The sequence below is a fragment of the Bradyrhizobium sp. 930_D9_N1_4 genome (genome assembly GCF_052076015.1).
In the GTDB taxonomy this organism is placed as follows: Bacteria; Pseudomonadota; Alphaproteobacteria; order Rhizobiales; family Xanthobacteraceae; genus Bradyrhizobium.
In genome coordinates, this window is the sequence record NZ_CP197236.1 from 777646 (window position 1) to 798765 (window position 21120).

Consider the following 21120-nt stretch of genomic DNA (forward strand, 5'->3'; position numbering starts at 1 on the left):
GGCCACCTCACAACATCTCACAAGTCCAAACGGGTGTGCCGAGAGGGCCGCTGCTAGTCAGTTGCGTAACGAAGGAGACTTTGATGACGCAAGCGGCAAGGACGCTTTATACGGCCAAAACCCACACCAGTGGCGGGCGCCACGACGGCATATCGCGCAGCTCCGACGGCCGCCTCGATGTCAAGCTGTCGCCACCGGGTGGCACCGGCATCGGCACCAATCCCGAGCAATTGTTCGCGGCCGGCTGGTCGGCCTGCTTCGAAGGCGCGATGGAGATCGCGGCGCGCAAGCGGAAGATCGATCTTCCCCGGAAATGCGCGATCGATGCGGAGATCGACCTCGTGCTCGACGAGGGCGCTTACTCGCTCAAGGCGCGGCTCAATGTCAGCCTGCCGGGCCTCGACCCCGAGGTCGCGCGCGGCATCATCGATGACGCGCATCAGACCTGTCCTTATTCGAAGGCCGTCCGCGGCAACATCGACGTCACGGTCGCGCTGATCTGACGCACCATCATCAGCCATCAACAAGGTAGCAAGACCATGAAGCAGATCATCGACCCCCACCGCCGCAAGTTCTTTGGCGTCGCCGCGGGAACCGTCGCCGTCGTTCTCGGCGTCATCGACCTCGCCCGCGCCGAGACGGAAGCGCCGAAATCATCAGCGTCGAATGCGTCCTTCGGCCCGATCAAGCAGATCGACGCCGGCGTCCTGAATGTCGGCTATGCCGAGGCCGGTCCCTCGAATGGTCCGGTGGCGATCCTGCTGCACGGCTGGCCCTACGACATTCACGCCTTCGTCGACGTCGCACCGATCCTGGCCCAGGCCGGCTATCGCGTGATCATCCCTTATTTGCGCGGCTATGGCTCGACGCATTTCCTTTCCAGCGAGACACAGCGCAACGGCGAGCCTGTCGCGATGGCCGAAGACGTCATCGCGCTGATGGACAAGCTCGACATCAAGAAGGCGGTTATCGCCGGTTTCGACTGGGGTGCGCGCACGGCCGACATCATCGCCGCGCTATGGCCGGAGCGCTGTCGTGCGCTGGTATCGGTCAGCGGCTATCTGATCTCGAGCCAGGCCGCAGGCAACGCGCCGTTGCCGCCGTCGGCCGAGCTGCAATGGTGGTACCAGTTCTATTTCGCCACCGAGCGCGGTCGCGCCGGATACGAGAAGTACACGCATGATTTCGCCAAGCTGATCTGGAAGCTGGCCTCGCCGCAGTGGAAGTTCGACGACGCCACCTTCGCCCGCAGCGCGGCGGCGCTGGACAACAAGGATCATGTCGCGATCACGATCCACAATTACCGCTGGCGGCTCGGGCTCGCCAAGGGCGAGGCGAAATACGAGCAACTCGAAAAGAAGCTGGCGGCAACGCCCGTCATCGACGTTCCCACGATCACGATGGAAGGCGACGCCAACGGCGCGCCGCATCCCGATCCGAGCGCCTATGCCAGGAAATTCTCCGGCCGGTACGACTTTCGCCTGATCACCGGCGGCATCGGCCACAATCTGCCGCAGGAAGCACCGCAGGCTTTTGCCAAGGCCGTCATCGACGCCGACGGCGGCGCCTGAGGACTTTGCAGGTCACCTCGGTCCGGCGCGGCTGGACCGAGGACCCACATGCGATTCCAACCTGATGAAGTGTCACGACGATGATGAAATCCGAGAAGACCAAATTTCTCTCCACGACGACGATGATCGTGCTGGCCATGCTCCTGCTCGTCGTTGTGCTGACCTGCGTGCCGTATCTGGTCACGATCGCTTTCGCCGAGGGCCCTGCGAAGGACAATGCCTCGCCGATCTTCGGCGTCACCGTCCCGCAGGGCTACAAGCAATGGGAGCTGATCGCGCCGGCCGAGGAGGCGGCTCCCCTGGACGAGCTGCGTGCGGTCGTGGGCAACCAGACCGCCATCGATGCTTATCAAGCCGGAACGCTGCCGTTCCCGGACGGCACTGTTCTGGTCAAGCGCGCCTGGAAGCGGAAGCAGTCGCCTGAGTTTGCATCCGCGACGATTCCCGGTGCTGCCACCACGGTGCAGGTGATGGTCAAGGATTCCAGAAAATATGCCGCGACCGGCGGCTGGGGCTTTGGCCGCTTCATCAACGGCAAGCCGGTCGACGAAGCCCAGCACCGGACTTGCTGGGGCTGTCACGAAGCCCGCGCCAAAAGCCGCGACTACGTCTTCACGCGGCTCGCGCCCTGATCTGTCCGGAGAGCGCCATGTCGAAGATCTGGTTCATCAGCGGCAGCGCGCGCGGACTTGGCCGCGCCATCACGGAAGCTGCACTCGCAGCGGGAGATCGTGTGATTGCGACGGCGCGGGACATCAAGCCGCTCGAAGCCTTGCGCGAACGCTTCGGTGGAAGCCTGCGGCTGGCAACGCTCGACGTGACCGACGAGGTTGCGGCTCAAGCGGCGATCGATCTTGCGGTAGAGGCTTTCGGTGGCCTCGATGTGGTCGTGAACAACGCCGGCTATGGCGAGCTCGGATCGGTCGAGGATACGAGCCTGGCCTCGTTCCGTCAGCAGATCGAAGTCAATCTGATCGGCACCATCATCGTCACCAAGGCGGCGATCCCGGTGCTGCGCCGGCAGCGCCGCGGGCATATCATGCAGGTCTCGTCCGTCGGCGGACGGATCGGTGCTCCCGCCCGCGCGGCCTATTCGGCCGCGAAATGGGGGATCGAAGGTTTTTCGGAGTCGCTCGCGCGCGAGATGGCGCTGGTGGGCGTGCACGTCACGATCGTCGAGCCCGGCGGCTTCCGCACCGGCTTTGCGCAAAGCGCGCACGCGACCGATGAAGGTCGCGCGGAATATGATGCGGTGGTGGGAGCTGCCGTCAGGATGCAGCGCGACTATGACGGCCGCCAGCCGGGTGACCCGGCCAAGGCCGCAGCGGTCGTGCTGAAACTTGTGCAGATGGATCGACCGCCTTTGCGGATCGCGCTCGGCAGCGATGCAGTCGACGCCATCGCGGCGACAGACAGGTTCCGCCTTGAAGAGCTGGAGCGATGGCGGACGCTCAGCGTCTCGACCGACTACTGACCGGCAACCGACTATCGACCGGCAAGACTCAGCGCCGGGCTCAAGCGTCCTTCACGTTGGTCGGCTTCGGCAGAATATCCGGCTGTTCCGATTCAAGGATGCTCTTGACGTCTCCGCATTTGGCAAGCGCGTCGAAGACGTCGGGTATGTCGGTGGACACCGAGAAGGATTTTGCGCTTCGGAAAACCTTGCCGAGCTTGATCGCGTCGGCCGGCAGGTTGAGGCTCGCGCTCATGTCGGTCACGATCTGCTTGGCCTTCTCCGGAAGATCGCTCGCAGAGATCTCGTCGTTCAGGAACACCTGAACCGCCGAGGGACGCCCCGGCTTGGTCGCCTGCCGCAATCGCCGGGCAACAGCATCACCTTCCCACTGGGCTGACGGTTTGGTCTTGTCGCTCATGGCCGGCTCCTGCGCGATATTTTGTGACGCCACCGGTCAATATAGTACGTTTCGCGGCCGGGTTTTAGCCGGCCGCTGACACAAATCGCGGTCCCTTCGCGCCAGACCTAACGGCGTGGCGGCGATGTCTTCTTGGGCGTGGATCGGCGGGCAGCCGCAACCTTGGCCTTGCGGCCGGCCTTCTTGGACGCGCCGCGGCCCGGACGAGGCGATGACCGCTTGGGGCTCGCGCGTCCTCGCTTGGGGGTGGCACGCCGCGGTGCGCTGCCGGCGATCGCGGCAGGGAGTTGCGAACCCGTGAGCAATTCGAAAGCCTTGAGAGCGTCGGGAACGCCGTGATTGGCGCGCGCCTCCTGCATCGATGCGGGCAGAGTGCAGGAGCCCACGATGGCTTGCTCGAGCTGGTTTGCCGTTGCGTCCGGCCGGGCTTGCAGCAACAGCGCCGCGAGCCCGGCGATATGGGGTGTCGCCATCGACGTCCCGTCCATGGTCTCGTAGAGGTTGCCGGGGACGCAGGAGGTGATCGCCACCCCGGGTCCCGCGAGGGCGGGACACAGCGGATTGATCGGGCGATTGAAGCGCTGACTGCTGGAGAAGTCCGCCACCTTGTTCTTGACGTCCATCGCACCGATGGACAGGACATTGGCATAATTGCCGGGCGACCGGCTGGTCAGCGCACCTTCGTTGCCGGCCGCGATCACCGGCAAGACGTTCGCGGCCCGCAGCGAGTCGATCACGGCCTGGAACGCCGGTGTGAAGCCGCGCAGCCCCAGGGACATGCTCAGGATGCGGCAACCGGAGCCGACCACCCAGTCCATTCCCGCGAGAATGCGTTCGATCACCTGGCCGCCTTCGATGACCATGGCGCTTGCGAGCTGGGCATCCGGCGCAACGCCGAATTTGCCCTTCACCACGGGGCGGCCGGCGATCGTGCCTGCGGTATGCGTTCCATGCGAGCCGCTGTCCCACGGCTTTGCGTTCGGAACCTCGTCGCCCGCCAGATCGAACTCGGCGAATCTTCCGATGGCGCCTTTCAGGGCCGGATGAGCACCGTCGACGCCGGTGTCGAGATGACCGACCAGCACGCCTTTGCCGGTGAATCCCGACTGCCAGAGGCGATCCACTTTCAGGCGCTTGATGCCCCAGGTGGGGCCGATTCCGGTTTTGATCGGCTGGGCGGCGACGGGCTTGATGAGGCTGATCTCCGGGGCTTTGGCGACCATGCCGACGCTGGGATCAGCCTGGAGAGAGGCAAAGCCACCGGCATCGACGGTGCCCACCGCGAGACCCAGATGCGGATAGACGCGCACGCGGCGCGCGGACAAACTTTCGGGTCGCCTGATCTTGCGTCCCGTCGCGCGCGTCGCCGCCAGGGAAAGACTCTCGACCTGGTCGGTATCCGGAGGCAGGAAATGTCCCTCCATCGCGCTTTCGGTTTGCGCCTTGGGCGCAGCGGCTGCCGTCGCCCTGTTCTGCATCGTCACGATCACTTTCACATAGCCGATCGCGGCCAACGTATCCTCGATGCTGGACCCTGCCATCTGTGCCACCTTGATGATGATTGAAATGAAAACGTCTTGTGCAATCAGAAAATTCAAATTCAACCGAGCCAGGAGAACGCTCGCTTGGGTTGAGGTTACTCCAAGCCGGATGTGTTGCAAGAGGTGTCGCGCGCTCGCGGGTGCGACGCATTTGCGCGCACCGGTTCCGGCCATTCGCAATGCGCGCGGGGCGGGTGATGCGCGGATAGGTCTGGTCGCATGACCTGATATATGCGAGCGCTCTCGCGCTTACTCGGCCGCGACCATCTGCTGTGTTCGCCACTGTCCCAGCAGCGCGCGCAGCGACGCCGGCTTCACCGGCTTGTTGAGCACCGCGATCTTCTCCTCGCGCGCGGCGACCTGCACGGCGGGGCTGCGGTCGGCGGTGATCAGGATTGCCGGAATGCCGTCGCCGAAGCGGCGGCGGATGTCGCGGATCGCGGCGATGCCGTTGCCGCGGTCGAGGTGATAGTCGACCAGCAGGCCGGTCACGCGCCGGCCGGCTGTCTCGATGGCGGCGATCGCGCCTTCGGGATCGGCGACCGCGATCACCTCGGCGTCCCAGGCCTTCAGCAGCGTACGCATGCCGTCGAGGATCGCGGCGTCGTTCTCGATGCAGACGATCAGCGCGCCCGAGATCGGCGTGCGCGCCAGCGGCGTTGCGCTGGTGACGGCGGCGGTGTGGGTGATCGCCTTCGCCGTCGGCACCGTCACGGAGAAGACCGAGCCGCCGTTTTTATTGCCGTCGATGGCGATGCCGTGCTTGAGCACGCGCGCCAGACGTTCGACGATCGACAAGCCGAGACCGAGGCCGCGGGCCATCCGCGCGCCCTGCTCGAGGCGGTGGAATTCCTTGAAGATCTCGCCGCGTTTGACCGGCGGGATGCCGACACCGGTGTCGTAGACGCAGATCTTGAGCGAAGGGCCCTGGCGGCGGCATCCGACCAGCACGCGCCCGCGCGGGGTATATTTGATCGCGTTGGAGATCAGGTTCTGAAGCAGCCGCCGCAGCAGCAGGCGATCGGATTCGACCGGGAGCGAGCAGGGCACGAAGGCGAGTTCGAGATTCTTGGCGCGCGCGCTCGGCGCAAACTCGATCTCCAGCGAGCGCATCAGGTCTGCCATCTTGAAGCTCGAGATCGAGGTCGTCATGGCGCCGGCGTCGAGGCGCGAGATATCGAGCAGCGCGCCGAGGATTTCCTCGATGGCTTGCAGCGATTCGTCGATGTTTTCGACCAGCCGGGTCTCCTCGCCACTGTTCTGGCGCTCGACCAGGCTGGTGACATAGAGCCGCGCCGCGTTGAGCGGCTGGAGAATGTCGTGGCTGGCCGCCGCAAGGAAGCGCGTCTTGGAGATGCTGGCGTCTTCAGCCGCGCTCTTGGCCAGCGCCAGCTCCGAGTTCAGCCGCGTCAGCTCCTCGGTACGGTCGCGCACGCGCTTTTCCAGCGTCGCATTGGCGCGCTCCAGCGCTTCGGCGGCTTCGAAGGTTGGCGTGACGTCGGTGAAGGTGACGACGAAGCCGCCGCCCGGCATGCGGTTGGTGAGCACCTCGATCACCATGTGCCGTTCCGGCAGGCGTTCGAGATAGGGTTCGCTCTCGGTGGTGTAGGCGGCGAGCCGCTGCTCGATCATCGCCTCGCGGTCACCCTGATCGTCCGGATCGCTCACGCCCATGAATTCCAGGATTTCGCGAAGCGGCGTGCCGAACTGGATGAAATGCGGGGGAACGTTGAGGAGTTCGCCGAACTGCCGGTTGGAGCAGATCAGCTGCAAATCGGCATCGAACACCGCGATGCCCTGGCGGACATGGTTGAGCGCGGTCTGGAGGATCTCACGGTTGAAATGCAGGGCGGCATGGGAATCGTCCAGCAGTTTCAGCGCGGCCTTCGCGGAGACCGTGCGTTTGCGCAACAGCAGCGACATCACAAGGCGTGAGGAGGCCGCGCCGATCGACGATGCGATCAGGTGCTCGGCATGCTGCAACAGCTCGAAATCGGCGGGGGCGCCGAGCTCCAGCCGGACATTGCGCCGCGCCGAGAAGGCCTCGAACGAATGCCGGGCGCGATCGGGCCCGAGATATTGCGCGACCGTGGTCTGGATGTCCTGCACCGTGACGGTGGTGCGCCAGCGGCGGAAGCTCGGCGAGATCGGCGCGAGCGTGTTGGGCACGAACAGATCGGCCTGCACCAGCTCGATGGACGACGGCCGGCGCGCCAGCGACAGCAGCACATAGGTCAGGATGTTGAGCGACAGCGACCAGATCACGCCGTGCATCAGCGGCGGCAAATCGGCGCCGAACAGCGCCTGCGGGCGCAGCGCCTCGATCCCGAACGGGCCATGCTGAAGCAATAGGATGCCCGCCGTCGAGGAGTCCATGAAGCTCGGCATGAACAGCGTGTAGAGCCACACCGCGAAGCCGACCAGCATGCCGCCGATCGCACCGCGCGCGGTCGCGCGCCGCCACAGCAGCCCGCCGAAGAAGCTCGGTGCGAGCTGGGCGATCGCGGCAAAGGAAAGCAGGCCGATCGCCGCGAGCTGGGTGTTGCCGAGTGCGCGGTAGTAGAAATAGGCCATCACCATGATGGCGAAGATCGCAAGACGTCGCGAGCGCAGCAGGAAGTCGCTAAAATCGGCGCCGCCGGTGCGCCCCTCGGGCCGCCGTTGCAGCACCAGCGGCACCACGAGGTCGTTCGAGACCATGATCGAGAGCGCGACGCATTCGACGATCACCATCGCCGTCGCAGCCGACAGGCCGCCGACGAAAATGGCGACGCTGAGAAGCCCTGCACCGCCCTCCATCGGCAGCGCCAGCACATACATATCCGGATCGACCGCGCCGAACGGAAAGCTGACGAGGCCGGCGAGCGCGATCGGGATCACGAACAGATTGATCGCAACGAGGTAGAGCGGGAACAGCCAGCGCGCGCGGCCGACCTCGGCATCGCTGGAATTCTCGACCACGCTGACGTGGAACTGGCGCGGGAGCAGCATGATTGCGCACAGCGACAGCAGCGTCATGGTGAGGAAGTTGCCGATCGACGGCGAATAGTTGATGGCGCGCACCGCCTCCGGGGTCTTCATGGCGCGCTCGATCAATTCGTGCGGCGAGAACATCCAGAAGGTGACGAAGATGCCGGCGGCCAGGAAGGCGACGAGCTTGATGATGGATTCGGTCGCGACCGCCAGCATCAATCCGTGCTGGTGCTCGGTGGCGTCGGTCTGCCGCGTGCCGAACAGCACCGCGAAGGCGGCCATCGCCAGCGTCACCATCAGCGCCATGTCGCCGAGGATCGGGATGTGGGAGAAAGCTTGGTCCTCGCTCAGGATGGTTTCGAGCGAGGACGCCACCGCCTTGAGCTGGAGCGCGATGTAGGGCACCGAGCCGATGATCGCGATCAGCGCCACGGTTGCCGCCACCGCCTGGCTCTTGCCGTAGCGCGCGCCGATGAAGTCGGCGATCGAGGTGATGTTGTGCGCTTTCGCGAGCTGGATCACCCGGCGGAGCACGCCGGCGCCGAGCCCGATCATCAGGATCGGGCCGACATAGATGGCGAGGAAGTCGGTCGAGGTGCGCGTGGCGAAGCCGACCGAGCCGAAGAAGGTCCAGGAGGTGCAGTAGATCGCCAGCGACAGCGGATAGATCAGCCCGGACGCGCGGCCGGGTTTGGCCGACGAGCGGCGGTCGCCGTGGCTCGCCACCAGAAACAGAAAGCCGATATAGCCGAAAGCGGCGGCGATCACGCCCCAGTCGTGCATCATGGCGAGCGTGCTTCTCCCATGGCGCGATAGCGCCCGAACGTCCTAAGGCGCAAAGGCGCCCGCCCTCGTTTTCCCTGCAAATCTAGCGCGTTGAGCCGGTGGAGGCGACAGCGAAATGCCTGGTCGCGGCGGGAACCGGGGTTGTCGTTAAGGTGCGGGCGGCGAGCTGCCCGCTCTCCCTCGCCCCGCTTGCGGGGAGAGGGCGGGGTGAGGGGGGCTCTCCGCAGGGACGGTGGCAGTTGGACTCGTGGAGAGTCCCCCTCACCCGGATCGCATCTGACGATGCGATCCGGCCTCTCCTCCGCAAGCGGGGAGAGGCGAAAGAAAAGCCTACTCCGCCGCGAGCGACTTCTCGCGGAGCGGCAGGTCGAGACGCTCCCACACCTGCAACAGCGCTTCGGCGAGCTGATCGATCAGGCCGTCGTCGTGATAGGGCGAGGGCGTAATGCGCAGGCGCTCGGTGCCCTTGGCCACCGTCGGGTAGTTGATCGGCTGGATGTAGATGCCGTGCTCTTCGAGCAGGAGGTCGGAGGCCTGCTTGCACTTCTCGGGATTGCCGACGAAAAGCGGCACGATGTGGGTGTCGTTCAACATCACCGGCAGGCCGGCGGCGTCGAGGATCGCCTTGACGCGGGCGGCGCGGTCCTGGTGGCGCTCGCGCTCCCAGCTCGAGGTCTTCAGATGCTTGATCGCGGCGGTCGCGGCCGAGCAGATCGCCGGCGGCAGCGCAGTGGTGAAGATGAAGCCCGGTGCGTAGGAGCGCACGGCGTCGATGATCCGGCCGTTGGCGGCGATATAGCCGCCGAGGCAGCCGAACGCCTTCGCGAGCGTACCTTCGAGGATGTCGATACGGTGCATGACGCCGTCAAGCTCGGCGACGCCGCCGCCGCGCGGGCCGTACATGCCGACGGCGTGGACCTCGTCGACATAGGTCATCGCGCCATACTTTTCGGCAAGATCGCAGATTTTTGCGAGCGGAGCCACGTCGCCGTCCATGGAATAGAGGCTCTCGCAGGCGATCAGCTTCGGCCGGTTCGGGCCCGCAGCCTTCAGCAGCTCTTCGAGATCGGCGAGGTCGTTGTGGCGGAACACTTGCCGCTCGCAACCGGACTGGCGGATGCCCTCGATCATCGAATTGTGGTTGAGCTCGTCCGACAGGATCAGGCAGTTCGGAATGAGCTTGGCGATGGTCGCGATGCCGGTCTGGTTCGAGACGTAGCCCGAGGTGAACAGCAGCGACGCTTCCTTGCCGTGGAGATCGGCGAGCTCGGCCTCGAGCTGCACCAGCGGATGATGCGTGCCGGCGATGTTGCGGGTGCCGCCGGCACCGGTCCCGACGCGGGTCGCGGTCTCGACCATGGCGCCGACCACCTTCGGGTGCTGGCCCATGCCGAGATAATCGTTCGAGCACCAGATCACGACGTCGCGCTTGCCCTTGGGCGAGTGCCAGAGCGCATGCGGGAACCGGCCGGCGATGCGCTCCAGATCGGCGAACACGCGATAGCGACGCTCGGAGTGGAGGCGATCAAGGGCGGAATTGAAGAACTGGCTGTAATCCATCGTCAAACCTGCAACGGAACTGACCAAAGGGCGCATCTTCTTAGAGCTTTTCCAGCTCTAATGTCTATGCGCTATCCCACATTTGGCGGTGAGGGGCATTTGGGCAAAATGCCCTATCGTGCGATTTGAAACTTGATCCCAATCAAGTTCGCGCGAGGTATGATGCTGCCCTGCAGCAAGCGTCCCTCGCCCCGCGTGGGGGCGAGCCGAAGGCAAAGCTCAACTCGTCCTGAACTGAAGCACGCCGTCCTTGGTCTCGGCGGTCAGCCGGCCCTCGACGATCATGTAGTTGACATGGGCGACGAGTTCGCCGGCGGCAAAACCCATCTGGTGCTCGTCCAGCACGTGCTTGTTGAACACGACGGGCACCAGCGCGCGCGAGGTCTGCGGCTCCTCGCGGCAGGCTTCCGCGATCAGGCGGCAGCGTTCTTCGTGGTGATCGGCGAGCTGCTTGATGCGGGTCTTCAGCCCGTAGAACGGCACGCCGTGGCCGGGCAGAACGAGCAGATCATAGGGCAGGGTGGTGGTGAGGCTCGCGAGCGAGGCCAGATATTCGCCGAGCGAATTCTGGTCGGGCTCGACCGCCCACACGCTGACATTCGGCGAGATCCTGCTCAGCACCTGGTCGGCGGACAGGAACAGCTTGTCGTCGGCGCAATACAGCATCACCTGGTCGAGCGCGTGACCGCCGCCGGTGATCACCTTGAAGCGGCGCGTGCCGATCACGACGTCGTCGCCATGCGAGATGCGGCGGTAGGACGGCGGCAGCACCGAGACGCGCTTGAGATAGTCCTGGCCGCGGCCGAGCAGCTTTTCGGTGAGCGACTCGTCCATGCCGTGGCGGCGGAAGAACAGCCGCTGTGCTTGCTGCCGCTCCTCGGTGCCGCGATTCTGGTGATAGACCGATTGCAGATATTCGACCTGCGACATCACCAGCGGACAATTGAACCGCTCGACGATCCATCCCGCGAGGCCGACATGGTCAGGGTGCGAATGGGTGACGATCAGGCGCGTGATATGGACGCCCTTCAGCGGCCCCTCGAACAGTTTTGTCCAGGCCTCGATGGTCTCCTCGTTGCCGAAGCCGGCATCGATCATCGCATAGCCGTCGCCGTCGGCGAGCAGATAGATGTTCACGTGGTTGAGGCGAAACGGCAGTTTCAGCCGTGCCCACAGCACGCCGGGCCTGATCTCCACGACCTCTTCGGGGCCGGGATGCTGTTCCCAGGGATAGCGCAGCGCCTCGGCGGAGGAGGGCACGGTGTCGGTTTTTGCGTTCATGTGACCGGCTTAAACCCGCCGCGGGCGGCGCGCCAGCCGAAAAAGGACGGGCCGTGGTCTCCGCATGGCGGTCATACCGGGGCATTTTTCCGTAGCCCGGATGGAGCGCAGCGAAATCCGGGGCCTTCGCGCTTGTGGCACGAGTCCCGGATTGCGCTGCGCTCCATCCGGGCTACCAGACCGGCGTCTACGCGCCGGCGGCTTACGCCGCCCGCATGTTGTTGAGGAACGCGTCGATCTCTCCGCGCAGCATGTCGGCTTCGCGGCGGAGTGCGTCGGAGGCGCCCAGCACTTCGCTCGCCGCAGCGCCAGCCTCGGCGGACGCGGTGGAGACGCCGACGATGTTGCTGGAGACTTCGCTGGTGCCGCCGGCGGCATGCTGGATGTTGCGGGCGATCTCGCGGGTGGCCGCGCCCTGCTCCTCGACCGCGGCGGCGATCGTCGTGGTGACGTTGTCGATCTCGCCGATGATGCGGCCGATGCCCTGGATGGCGCCGACGGCGGAGGTGGTGACCGACTGCATGCTGGCGATCTGGGTGCGGATCTCTTCCGTGGCTTTCGCGGTCTGGCTCGCGAGGCTCTTCACCTCGGAGGCGACCACCGCAAAGCCGCGGCCGGCCTCACCCGCGCGCGCGGCCTCGATGGTGGCGTTCAGCGCGAGCAGGTTCGTTTGCGACGCAATGGTCTGGATCAGGTCCACGACCACGCTGATGCGGCTCGCGCTGTCGGCGAGGCTCTGCACCGTGGTGTCGGTGGCGCCTGCCTCCTCGACGGCCTTCTTGGCAATGGCGGCCGAGGTGACGACCTGCTTGCTGATCTCCTCGATCGAGGACGACAGCTGCTCGGTGCCCGACGACACCGTCTGCACGTTGACCGAGGTCTCCTCCGCGGCGGAGGCGACCGCGTTCACCAGCGCGTTGGACTGGTCGGCGGTGTTCGACATGCTCTGCGCGGTCGACTGCATCGAATTGGCCGATTGGGCGAGGTTGTCGAGCGCGTTGCGCACCGTGCCCTCGAACTCGGCGATCTTCGCCTCCATCTGCGCAGCACGTTCAGCCTTGGCGACACGGTCCTTGTCCTGTTCGCCCGCGAGCGCCCGGGCCTCGATCATGCTGTCGCGGAACACCGTCAGCGTTTCCTTCATCGCGCCGATCTCGTCGTTCTGCCGGGAACGGACGATCTCGGTGTCGAGGTCGCCGGTGGAGAGCAACTGCATTGCGCGCTGAAGCTCGCGGATCCGCCGCAGGATGTTGCGGCCGACATAGAGCCAGACGAACAGGGCAGAGCCGACCAGCGTCAGCGCACCCAGCGCCAGCATCGCGGTGGTGGCGAGCGATATCTCCTGGCGCGCCTGGGAGGTCGACGCGTTGGTCTCCTTCTGCACGCCGTCGACGAGCTGCTGCACGCTGATGCCGAGACCGACATTGAGCTTGCGGGTCTCGTCGAGGATGGTCTGGCCGTAGTCGATGGCGTCGAGCTCCTTCTGGCGGATCTTGAACACGCCGGTCTTGCCCTCGCCGAAGGCGAACAGCTTCTGGACGGCGTCGCGCACCGCTTGCATCGAGGACATCGTGGGGAGGTCCTCGAGGTTCGACTTGACGCGGTCGCGCGTCGCCTTGAATTCCTTCTCGATCGCCTCCAGCGTGTCGCTGCTGTTGGTCGACAGCGCCGCCATCATGTCGGCGGCCATCAGATTGCCGTTGGTGGAGATTGTCGCGACCTGGGAGACGGTGCGGGCGGCTTCCGTGGCATCGTCGGCGGAAACTTCGGCCGCGCCGAGGATCGCGTTCAGGCGCGTCTGCGCGTCCAGCATCGCAGGACCGGACGCTCCGACGAAGGTGAGCTGCGCCTTGCGCAACGCCTCATACTGCTTGTCATGCAGCGCGCCGGTGTCGAGCCGCTCGCGTGCGGCCGAGACCAGGCTCTGGGTCGCTTCATCGATGCTCTTGGCGGTGTCGCGCAAGGCGGACGCGACCTGCTTGTCGGCGCCGAGCGCGATGATCTCGCCGAGCTTGGCCATGGCGAGCTGCTGGATGTCCTTCACGTCCTTGGTGCGCTCTTTCAGCGCTTCGTCGGAGGGCGAAGCCAGGAGGCTCGGGCCCTGCGCCGCGAGCGTTGCGCTTTGCGACGCGAGCTGAAGGCTGGCGGAGAGGCGCGGAATGTCGCGGCCGCTGAGATCCATCATGGTCGCGCCGAGATGATTGAACACGAAGCCGGCGCCGGCTGCGATCACGAGGCCCATGCCTGCGATCAATGCGAAGGCCGCGAACAGGCTGCCGCGCACGCCCCATTTCGGCATCCTGAAGCGCGGCTTGAAACGGCCGAACACACGGCCAAGGCCCAGACGGATCGCCATCGAAATTCCCCCACCCATGATCTTATATTTTCGCCGCGCAGTATCCGTCGGCCGGGTTAAAAAATCGCAAGTTGCACAAACGCTTGCGCCCGTTCCGCACAGCGAAAAAAGAAAGGGCCGGCAACGAGGCCGGCCCTTGATGATGAAAGAGATTTTAGAGGCGCGATCAGTAGCGCGCGACCGACGAGTTGGCCCAGTTGAAGCGGTAGTTGACGCCCGCCTTGATGGTGTGGTCGTCGGTGGTGAAGCTGCCGGTGCCCGCCAGCGGACCGCCGGTGAAGCTCGCGTCGCCGAAATTGTAGTACTGGTACTCGGCCTTGGCCGACCAGTTCGGGGCGAACATGTATTCGAGGCCGGCGCCGACGGTGTAGCCGTTGCGGTGATCGCCGGTGATGAGGAAGGCGGTCGGCACGCCGCCGACGGTCACCTTCTCGTTGTTGTCCGAATAGGCGTAGCCGCCCTTCACGTACAGCAGGCCCGGACCCCAGGTGTAGCCGACGCGGCCGGTGATCGAGCCGAGGCCACGCTGGTCATTGGTATAGGCGACGCCGCCCGGGAACGCCGCGCCGACGCTGCCGGAGAGCCAGGAGTACTGGGCTTCGGCGCCGACCAGGAAATTCGGGTGGAACTGCCAGTCCGCACCGGCCTGCAAGCCGCCGAGGAAACGGCCGTTGCCGTTGTTGCCGGTGGAGAGGCCGTTGAAATTGTTGTCGCTGGAGAACGCACCGCCGAGATGCGCACCGATGTAGAAACCGGTCCAGTTGTAGATCGGCGCGGCATAGGCCGGCGCGGCCTTGTAGTAGTTGCGGTTGCCGAGATCGGCACCGACCGCCGGCGCGGCAGCGCCCACCACGAGCAGCGCGACGGTCGCGAACAGGATCTTCTTCATCGTCCAAACTCCAAACACTTTGGTCCCCGGCAGGCGCGCTCTCCGCGCCGCGTTGGTTTTGCAGATAGCTCGCTTTTGACGAAAATGCTGTCACATCCGTGGCACAACGACACCCAACCTAACTTATTGGGCTGTAAAAGATTTTCGTGCTTAATGGGGGCTTAAGAAGTGGTGAAGAAAGGCTTAACCCGGCGCCTTCGCGGTAATTTGCGCGTGCTTTCCGTTAACCAAGACGGCGCCGCGCTTCATCGCGCATCTGCTCGCGGAAGGCCGCGCGTTTTGCCGGCCGGTCTTCCTCGCGCACGTCATGACGATCGAAGATGTCGAACTTCTCCATGATCGGATAGCGATCGCTCGCCATCGCGAGCACGCGCAGCACCTTGGTCGCGGACGGCGTCGGGCCGCTCACCTCCCAGCGCCGGACGGTGTCGGCGCCGCCCTTCTCCGGCAATCCGCATAGCCTCGCCATGTCGGCCGCGGTGAGCTTGCGCGCGAGGGCGTCGGAGAGGTCGTTGCGGAGTTGCTTGAGTTCGGCGCCGGTCATGCTGCTGCTTGCGTCCAGGGAAGTCTCTGAAGGCAATGCACTAGCGCTGATTCGGGTCCATCCGAAGGCAGGAGCGCCGCGCTCCGGCACACCGCTCGCGCACGGAGTTATGAACGCGTGCCTATGGACATCCGCCGATCAATGAACACATGGGACGAGGGCTCCCAGCAACAGAGGGATCAGCCATGACACGCATTCAATTTGCGATTGCTGCACTCGTCACCGCCGGATTGCTTGCCGCGCCCTTCGCGGCTGAGGCGAAGAAGCACCGGTCGAGCCGATATTACAGCACGAGCACGGTCGCCCCGAACTATGGCGGCGCCGGATCGACGTCGGTGCAGCCGCGGGCTTACGGGTCGTCCGGACAGACGGTCGGGACGGTCACGGCGCCGTCGGTCGGAACGTACAATTGGCCGTCGGTCGGCGTGACCAATTCAGTGCCGACCTGGAGCAACACCACGCGATGAGGAGCGGTTGCACCGCCGGTCAGCCTTCCGCGTTGCCCTTGTCGATGCCGAACACGAGGCAGGTGGTCGTCGCGTGCGCGAGCAGCCGGCCTTTTGCGTCGGTGATGCGTGCTTCGGCGGTGGCGACGCGGCGGCCGGCGTTGAGCACGCGGCCCTCGGTGCGGATCGTGCCGCTCGCTTCGCTCATGCCGCGCACGAATGAAATCTTGAATTCCAGCGTCGTGTAGCCGGTGCCCGCGGGGAGCGTGGTCTGCACCGCCAGCCCCATCGCGGAATCCAGCAGGATGGCCGCATAGCCGCCATGAACCGATCCGATCGGATTGTAATGACGCAGGCCCGGCACGCTGTGGATCACGACCACACCGGGTTCGGCCGTGCAATCGAACGGCTCGACCGTCTGCATGATCGGCGGCTCGGGCAATTGGCGCGTGAAGATGGCGCGGACGAAATCAAGCCCCGACATCGACGCCATCACTTCGAGCGGCACCACGCCGTATTCGCTTGCCGGTTTGCCGGAACGGTCGTCCACCATCACTCACCCCCGAAGGCCCACGGAATGAAAGCCAATGGAATGATTGATATCATATAAAGGGCAAGGTGGAAGAACCAAACGGCGGCCTCAGGCGCCCCGGCGGGCCTGCTGACCGAAGACGCAGCGCCATCCCGCCAGCCGCTCGGCCGGATGCTGGTTCATCCATTCCGCGAGCTGCGGCGCGCCCATCAGGCAGGACTGCATCGAGACGTCGGCGAAGTCCGATGAGGTGACCATCTGCTCGTGGCAATTGCCGGGAGCGGCGAGGCTGCAGAGCACTGCGATGATCTTGATCACGCCAGATTTCCTACGTCGCCGCTGGCCGCGCGGATGATCGACGCCTTGTCCCGCGGCTCGACGGCCGGGTCGTTCGGCGGAAAGATGCTGTCATAGATCGCGCGGGCCTCCTGGATGAGACGAATGCGCTCACGCTCGGACTTCGAGACGAACTGAATAATCTGGCCCATGTCGGCCTCCAAATAGTTCGAAAAGCCATCATAAGATGATGGAAATCATTCCAATCGAATGTGGGTTGCCGAACTCGGTTTTGCAGCCGTAGAGGCGGTCACGAAGGATAAAAAGCCCGTGACAACTCCGTTCCTACGCGGAACGGAATACCGCCCGCCGGTGAGCTGGACGTGGGGCAAGCTGCCTGATTTCGGCCGGCGTATCGTCGCGGCATCGTGACGGAGTTGGGCTTCCCCGCGTGATCGTGTCGCGGCACATTCTCACGCGCGTGGCGTTGTCGGATTGCTCAGCGCGCCAGCGGTTCGATCTGCGAGCGGCCGGCGCGATTGAGAGACCGCTTCGAAAGGATTAGCCATGACAAAAGCGAGACGCTCCATTGCTGCACTCATCGCCCTCGGATTGGCCGCAGCGCCATTCGCTGTCGCCGCGCAGACGTCGGCAACGGGCGCACAAACCAGCACGCACAGCACCCCGGGAGCACCGGTGCAGCAAGGCACGATTGGAAGCTCCGGACAGAGAGTCGGCACGACGACGGCGCCGTCGGTCGGAACGTCCACTCAGCCCTCCGTCGGGGTGACCAACTCAGTCCCCACCTGGAACAACACCAATCCTCCGGCAAACAAGTAATTGCCGCGAACAGCCGGCTCACGCCGCCGGCGCGCGCTCCTTGCGGCCCGGCACTGCGGCCAGCAGCTCGCGCGTGTAAGCATGCTCCGGCGCGGTGAAGAGCTGCGCGGTCGGCTTCAGCTCGACGATGGCGCCGCGCTGCATCACCGCGATGCGGTCGCAGATCTGGGCGGCGACGCGCAGATCATGGGTGATGAACAGCATCGAGAGGCCGAGGCGGGCCTTGAGGTCTTCGAGCAGTCGCAGCACCTGCGCCTGCACCGAGACGTCGAGCGCGGAGACGGCCTCGTCGGCAACGATGATCTCGGGCTCGAGCGCGAGTGCGCGCGCGATGCCGATGCGCTGGCGCTGGCCGCCTGAGAATTCGTGCGGATAGCGTTCGAGCGCGCCGGCATCCAGACCCACCATCTTGAGGAGATCGCGGGCGCGGTCGAACGCGATTTTCGGATCGGTGCCGGCCGCGATCGGGCCGTCAGCGATGATGTGGCCGACCTTGCGGCGTGGATTGAGCGAGGCGAACGGATCCTGAAAGATCATCTGGATGCGATGCCGCTCGGCGCGCAGCGCCTTGCCCGACAGCGATGTGAGATCGGTCTGGCCGATCCGCACCGTGCCGCGGTCGGCCTCGATCAGTCGCATCACGAGCCGCGCCACAGACGATTTGCCGGAGCCGGATTCGCCGACAAGGCCGAGCGTCTCGCCCTTGAGGATGTTGAAATTGACCTCGCGCGCGGCATCGACGCGGCGGTCCTCGCGAAACCAGCCGCCTGACGTGACGTAGGTCTTGTCCAGCCCGATCACCTCGACAGCCCGGGCCTGATCGTCGAGCGGCTCGCGCGCCGGCGGGTCCATCGACGGCACGGCGGCGAGCAGCGCCTTGGTGTAATCGTGCTGCGGCTCGTTGAAGACGGTCGCTGCGGGGCCTTCCTCGACGACCTTGCCGTGGCGGAGCACCACGACCTGATCGGCGATGTCGGCGACCACGCCGAAATCATGGGTGATGAACATCACCGCCATGTTGCGGTTGCGCTGGAGGTTGCGGATCAGCTTGAGGATCTGCGCCTGCGTGGTGACGTCGAGCGCGGTGGTCGGCTCGTCCGCGACCAGCACGGCCGGTTCGAGCGCCAGCGCCATCGCGATCATGGCCCGCTGACGCTGTCCGCCGGAGAGCTGGTGCGGATAGGCGCGCACGATACGCTCGGGGTCGGGCAGGCCGACCTCGCGCGCCAGCGACAGGGCTTTTGCACGCCGCTCCCTGGGCGTGAGCAGGCCGTGAGCCTCGAACATCTCCGCCATCTGGTCGCCGATCCGCATCAACGGATTGAGCGCGGTCATCGGCTCCTGAAAAATCATCGCGAGACGGCGGCCGCGCAGATCGCGCCAGGCATCGTCGTCCAGCTTGAGCAGGTCGCGGCCTTCGAACTGGATCTCGCCGGAGGTGACGCTCACAGTGTCGGGCAACAGACCCATCAGCGCATGCGCGCACATCGACTTGCCGGAGCCGGATTCGCCGACGACGCAGACGATCTTGCCGGGCCGCAGATCGAGCGAGACGCCGTCGACGGCGAAGGGGCGCTCGGCGCCCTTGGGCAGCGCGATCCGTAAATTTCTGATTGAGACGGCAGGCGGGGCGGTCATCAGCGCCCCTCCCGCGACAGGCGCGGATTGAGCGCGTCGTTGAGGCCTTCGCCGATCAGGTTCAGCCCCAGCACCGAGATCAGGATGGCGACGCCGGGAAACACGGTGATCCACCAGGCCTGGCGGATCACGGTGCGGCCGGCACCGACCATGTAGCCCCAGGAGATCAGATTGGGATCGCCGAGACCGAGAAACGCAAGCGAGGATTCCAGCAGGATCGCGGTTGCGACCATCAGCGAGGCCAGCACGATCACCGGCGACAGTGCGTTCGGCAAAATCTCGCGCAGGATGATCCAGGTGTTGCTCTGGCCGGTGACGACGGCGGCCTGGACATATTCGCGCGTGCGCAGCGACAGCACCTCGCCGCGGACGAGGCGGGCAACCGGCGGCCAGCTCACCACCGCGATCGAGGCCACGATCGAATAGATCGAGGGCTGCAGGATCGCGACCAGCACGATGGCGAGCGCGAAGCTCGGGATGGTCTGGAAGAATTCCGTGAAGCGCATCAGGGCATCGTCGGTCTTGCCGCCGAAATAGCCGGCCATGGCGCCGATGGGAACGCCGACCGCCAGCGCGACCAGCGTCGAGACGAGGCCGACCAGCAGCGAGACGCGGGCGCCGAAGATCATGCCGGCGAAGACGTCACGGCCGAGCGCGTCGGTGCCGAGCGGCACGGTCGCGAGCGTGAAGGGCGGCAGGAACGGCCGCTGCACCATGCGCCATGGCGAGTTCGGGAACAGCATCGGGCCGAATACCGCGATCGAGATCGCGAGCACCAGGATGATGAGCCCGATGACGCCGCTCGGGCTGCGCAGCATCGATTTCCAGAACTGTTTCATGAGGCGAATTCGATGCGCGGATCGACCAGTCGATAGATGAGGTCGGTGATGAGGTTGAAGATCAGAACCATGATCGAGCAGGTCACGAAGACGCCGAGCAGCAGATTGTAGTCGCGCTGGAGCAGCGCGTCGTACATCAGGCGCCCGATGCCGGGCCAGGCGAACACGGTCTCGGTGATGACGGCGCCGCCGATCAGCGTACCGGCATGCACGCCGGCCAGCGTCACGACCGGCAGCAGCGCATTGCGCAGCACGTGGCGGCGCTGGATCACGGCGTCGGAGAGGCCCTTGGCGCGCGCGGTCTTGACGAAGTCGAGCCGCTTCACCTCCAGCATCGAGGCGCGCGTCATGCGGGTGTAGGTCGCCATGAAGAACAGGCCGAGCGTCATCGCCGGCATGATCAAATGCGCGCCGACGTCGACCGCGTGTGCAAGGCCAGTGAGGTTCGCGCCGACCGTCTCGTAGCCGAAGCTCGGCAGCCAATCCATGGTGACCGAGAACAGCAGGATGCCCATCAGCGCCACCCAGAAGATCGGCATGGCGTAGAAGATCAGCGCGAACACGGTGATGGCGGTGTCGAGAAACGTTCCGGCAAAGCGTGCGGCAAACGTGCCGAAGAGAACGCCGAGCATCAGCGAGATCGCGAAGGCGGTCAGCGTCAGCAGCAGCGTCGCCGGCAGGCGCTCGCCGATCAGCTTCGCGACCGGCGCCTGCTGGCGGAAGGAGAAGCCGAGGTCGAGGGTGACGACGCCCTTGACGTAGATGAAGAGCTGCTCGGGCAGCGGCTTGTCGAGGCCGAACTTTTCCCGGAGCTGCTGGACGAAGACCTGGTCACTGGCGCCGGCCTCGCCCGCCATCACGACCGCGGGGTCGCCGGGTGCAAGCCGGATCAGGAAGAAATTGAGGACGACGATCGCAAGCAGGACGATCACGCCCTTCACGACACGCTGGGAGATGAAGGAGAGCATCTAGAGGTTCTTATAGGGTAACGTGACCCTTAGCCACGGGAGTAGTGCGCTCCCTCGCCCCGCTTGCGGGGAGAGGGTTGGGGTGAGGGGGACTCTCCGCGAGGGCGGTGAGAACTGGACTCGTGGAGACTCCCCCTCACCCGAATATGCGCTTTGCGCATATTCGACCTCTCCCCGCGAGCGGGGAGAGGTGAAGAACCAGCTGG

General features: G+C 65.2%; 20 protein-coding genes. 6 read left to right on the forward strand and 14 right to left on the reverse strand.

Features of this window, described 5'->3' with window-relative positions:
* The first annotated feature begins 83 nt into the window (after positions 1-83).
* The 4 genes from AB7532_RS03645 to AB7532_RS03660 all read left to right on the forward strand — a co-directional run bounded on the left by AB7532_RS03645 (position 84) and on the right by AB7532_RS03660 (position 3045).
* On the forward strand, positions 84-503 hold the full coding sequence (locus AB7532_RS03645) for an organic hydroperoxide resistance protein (protein WP_441233467.1): 420 nt from the start codon (positions 84-86) through the stop codon (positions 501-503).
* Positions 504-539: 36 nt separating this feature from the next.
* Positions 540-1571 (forward strand): alpha/beta fold hydrolase, encoded by a 1032-nt coding sequence (locus AB7532_RS03650; RefSeq protein ID WP_441233468.1) that lies wholly within the window; start codon positions 540-542, stop codon positions 1569-1571.
* 122 nt (positions 1572-1693) lie between these two features.
* Positions 1694-2203: a cytochrome P460 family protein gene (locus tag AB7532_RS03655; protein ID WP_441239185.1), complete on the forward strand. Its 510-nt coding sequence runs from the start codon at positions 1694-1696 to the stop codon at positions 2201-2203.
* Between the two features lie 17 nt (positions 2204-2220).
* Positions 2221-3045, forward strand: coding sequence for an SDR family NAD(P)-dependent oxidoreductase (locus tag AB7532_RS03660; protein WP_441233469.1), 825 nt, complete (start codon positions 2221-2223; stop codon positions 3043-3045).
* A 40-nt stretch (positions 3046-3085) separates the two neighbouring features.
* On the opposite strand, the gene AB7532_RS03665 is transcribed toward AB7532_RS03660, so the two are convergent.
* From AB7532_RS03665 to AB7532_RS03700, 8 genes are all read right to left on the reverse strand, one after another.
* Complete coding sequence (locus AB7532_RS03665) at positions 3086-3445, reverse strand: hypothetical protein (RefSeq protein ID WP_441233470.1); 360 nt, start codon at positions 3443-3445, stop codon at positions 3086-3088.
* Between the two features lie 107 nt (positions 3446-3552).
* Positions 3553-4986, reverse strand: a complete 1434-nt coding sequence (locus AB7532_RS03670) for a S8 family peptidase (protein WP_441233471.1) — start codon at positions 4984-4986, stop codon at positions 3553-3555.
* Between the two features lie 249 nt (positions 4987-5235).
* Positions 5236-8745, reverse strand: coding sequence for a PAS domain-containing hybrid sensor histidine kinase/response regulator (locus tag AB7532_RS03675; RefSeq protein WP_441233472.1), 3510 nt, complete (start codon positions 8743-8745; stop codon positions 5236-5238).
* A 330-nt stretch (positions 8746-9075) separates the two neighbouring features.
* Positions 9076-10305, reverse strand: coding sequence for a 5-aminolevulinate synthase (gene hemA / locus AB7532_RS03680; protein ID WP_441233473.1), 1230 nt, complete (start codon positions 10303-10305; stop codon positions 9076-9078).
* A gap of 219 nt (positions 10306-10524) precedes the next feature.
* Complete coding sequence (locus AB7532_RS03685) at positions 10525-11586, reverse strand: MBL fold metallo-hydrolase (protein WP_441233474.1); 1062 nt, start codon at positions 11584-11586, stop codon at positions 10525-10527.
* A 202-nt stretch (positions 11587-11788) separates the two neighbouring features.
* Positions 11789-13942 (reverse strand): methyl-accepting chemotaxis protein, encoded by a 2154-nt coding sequence (locus AB7532_RS03690; protein ID WP_441233475.1) that lies wholly within the window; start codon positions 13940-13942, stop codon positions 11789-11791.
* 166 nt (positions 13943-14108) lie between these two features.
* Positions 14109-14831 (reverse strand): outer membrane protein, encoded by a 723-nt coding sequence (locus AB7532_RS03695; RefSeq protein WP_441233476.1) that lies wholly within the window; start codon positions 14829-14831, stop codon positions 14109-14111.
* Positions 14832-15054: 223 nt separating this feature from the next.
* Entirely contained in the window at positions 15055-15375 is a 321-nt protein-coding gene (locus tag AB7532_RS03700) for a hypothetical protein (RefSeq protein WP_441233477.1), read from the reverse strand.
* Positions 15376-15560: 185 nt separating this feature from the next.
* On the opposite strand from AB7532_RS03700, the gene AB7532_RS03705 reads away from it, so the two are divergent.
* Positions 15561-15842, forward strand: a complete 282-nt coding sequence (locus AB7532_RS03705; protein WP_441233478.1) for a hypothetical protein — start codon at positions 15561-15563, stop codon at positions 15840-15842.
* A gap of 19 nt (positions 15843-15861) precedes the next feature.
* Here AB7532_RS03705 and AB7532_RS03710 read toward each other — a convergent pair whose 3' ends face one another.
* The 3 genes from AB7532_RS03710 to AB7532_RS03720 form a co-directional block, all read right to left on the reverse strand.
* Positions 15862-16374 carry a PaaI family thioesterase gene (locus AB7532_RS03710; protein WP_441233479.1) on the reverse strand — a complete coding sequence of 171 codons (513 nt, stop codon included), beginning with the start codon at positions 16372-16374 and terminating at the stop codon, positions 15862-15864.
* Between the two features lie 87 nt (positions 16375-16461).
* Positions 16462-16671: a hypothetical protein gene (locus tag AB7532_RS03715; RefSeq protein ID WP_441233480.1), complete on the reverse strand. Its 210-nt coding sequence runs from the start codon at positions 16669-16671 to the stop codon at positions 16462-16464.
* Positions 16668-16841, reverse strand: coding sequence for a hypothetical protein (locus AB7532_RS03720; protein ID WP_441233481.1), 174 nt, complete (start codon positions 16839-16841; stop codon positions 16668-16670). Before AB7532_RS03720 ends, AB7532_RS03715 begins: the two co-directional genes overlap by 4 nt.
* Positions 16842-17196: 355 nt before the next feature.
* Between AB7532_RS03720 and AB7532_RS03725 the strand changes: the two genes are divergently transcribed.
* Complete coding sequence (locus tag AB7532_RS03725; RefSeq protein WP_441233482.1) at positions 17197-17469, forward strand: hypothetical protein; 273 nt, start codon at positions 17197-17199, stop codon at positions 17467-17469.
* 18 nt (positions 17470-17487) lie between these two features.
* Here AB7532_RS03725 and AB7532_RS03730 read toward each other — a convergent pair whose 3' ends face one another.
* Genes AB7532_RS03730 through AB7532_RS03740 form a run of 3 tightly spaced genes read right to left on the reverse strand, consistent with a single transcriptional unit; the run spans position 17488 to position 20914 of the window.
* Positions 17488-19107: an ABC transporter ATP-binding protein gene (locus tag AB7532_RS03730; RefSeq protein ID WP_441233483.1), complete on the reverse strand. Its 1620-nt coding sequence runs from the start codon at positions 19105-19107 to the stop codon at positions 17488-17490.
* Complete coding sequence (locus AB7532_RS03735) at positions 19107-19946, reverse strand: ABC transporter permease (RefSeq protein WP_441233484.1); 840 nt, start codon at positions 19944-19946, stop codon at positions 19107-19109. Before AB7532_RS03735 ends, AB7532_RS03730 begins: the two co-directional genes overlap by 1 nt.
* Complete coding sequence (locus AB7532_RS03740) at positions 19943-20914, reverse strand: ABC transporter permease (protein WP_441233485.1); 972 nt, start codon at positions 20912-20914, stop codon at positions 19943-19945. The genes AB7532_RS03735 and AB7532_RS03740 overlap by 4 nt, the downstream gene beginning before the upstream one ends.
* Positions 20915-21120: the final 206 nt, after the last annotated feature.

Bases quoted from the DNA above. Each gene is read 5' to 3' on its own strand.
- AB7532_RS03740 (WP_441233485.1), bottom strand. From the start codon at position 20,914: ATGCTCTCCTTCATCTCCCAGCGTGTCGTGAAGGGCGTGATCGTCCTG.
- AB7532_RS03690 (WP_441233475.1), bottom strand. From the start codon at position 13,942: ATGGCGATCCGTCTGGGCCTTGGCCGTGTGTTCGGCCGTTTCAAGCCG.
- AB7532_RS03645 (WP_441233467.1), top strand. From the start codon at position 84: ATGACGCAAGCGGCAAGGACGCTTTATACGGCCAAAACCCACACCAGT.
- AB7532_RS03665 (WP_441233470.1), bottom strand. From the start codon at position 3,445: ATGAGCGACAAGACCAAACCGTCAGCCCAGTGGGAAGGTGATGCTGTT.
- AB7532_RS03685 (WP_441233474.1), bottom strand. From the start codon at position 11,586: ATGAACGCAAAAACCGACACCGTGCCCTCCTCCGCCGAGGCGCTGCGC.
- hemA (WP_441233473.1), bottom strand. From the start codon at position 10,305: ATGGATTACAGCCAGTTCTTCAATTCCGCCCTTGATCGCCTCCACTCC.
- AB7532_RS03695 (WP_441233476.1), bottom strand. From the start codon at position 14,831: ATGAAGAAGATCCTGTTCGCGACCGTCGCGCTGCTCGTGGTGGGCGCT.
- AB7532_RS03700 (WP_441233477.1), bottom strand. From the start codon at position 15,375: ATGACCGGCGCCGAACTCAAGCAACTCCGCAACGACCTCTCCGACGCC.
- AB7532_RS03735 (WP_441233484.1), bottom strand. From the start codon at position 19,946: ATGAAACAGTTCTGGAAATCGATGCTGCGCAGCCCGAGCGGCGTCATC.
- AB7532_RS03660 (WP_441233469.1), top strand. From the start codon at position 2,221: ATGTCGAAGATCTGGTTCATCAGCGGCAGCGCGCGCGGACTTGGCCGC.
- AB7532_RS03725 (WP_441233482.1), top strand. From the start codon at position 17,197: ATGACAAAAGCGAGACGCTCCATTGCTGCACTCATCGCCCTCGGATTG.
- AB7532_RS03670 (WP_441233471.1), bottom strand. From the start codon at position 4,986: ATGGCAGGGTCCAGCATCGAGGATACGTTGGCCGCGATCGGCTATGTG.
- AB7532_RS03720 (WP_441233481.1), bottom strand. From the start codon at position 16,841: ATGGGCCAGATTATTCAGTTCGTCTCGAAGTCCGAGCGTGAGCGCATT.
- AB7532_RS03655 (WP_441239185.1), top strand. From the start codon at position 1,694: ATGATCGTGCTGGCCATGCTCCTGCTCGTCGTTGTGCTGACCTGCGTG.
- AB7532_RS03710 (WP_441233479.1), bottom strand. From the start codon at position 16,374: ATGGTGGACGACCGTTCCGGCAAACCGGCAAGCGAATACGGCGTGGTG.
- AB7532_RS03705 (WP_441233478.1), top strand. From the start codon at position 15,561: ATGACACGCATTCAATTTGCGATTGCTGCACTCGTCACCGCCGGATTG.
- AB7532_RS03650 (WP_441233468.1), top strand. From the start codon at position 540: ATGAAGCAGATCATCGACCCCCACCGCCGCAAGTTCTTTGGCGTCGCC.
- AB7532_RS03675 (WP_441233472.1), bottom strand. From the start codon at position 8,745: ATGATGCACGACTGGGGCGTGATCGCCGCCGCTTTCGGCTATATCGGC.
- AB7532_RS03730 (WP_441233483.1), bottom strand. From the start codon at position 19,107: ATGACCGCCCCGCCTGCCGTCTCAATCAGAAATTTACGGATCGCGCTG.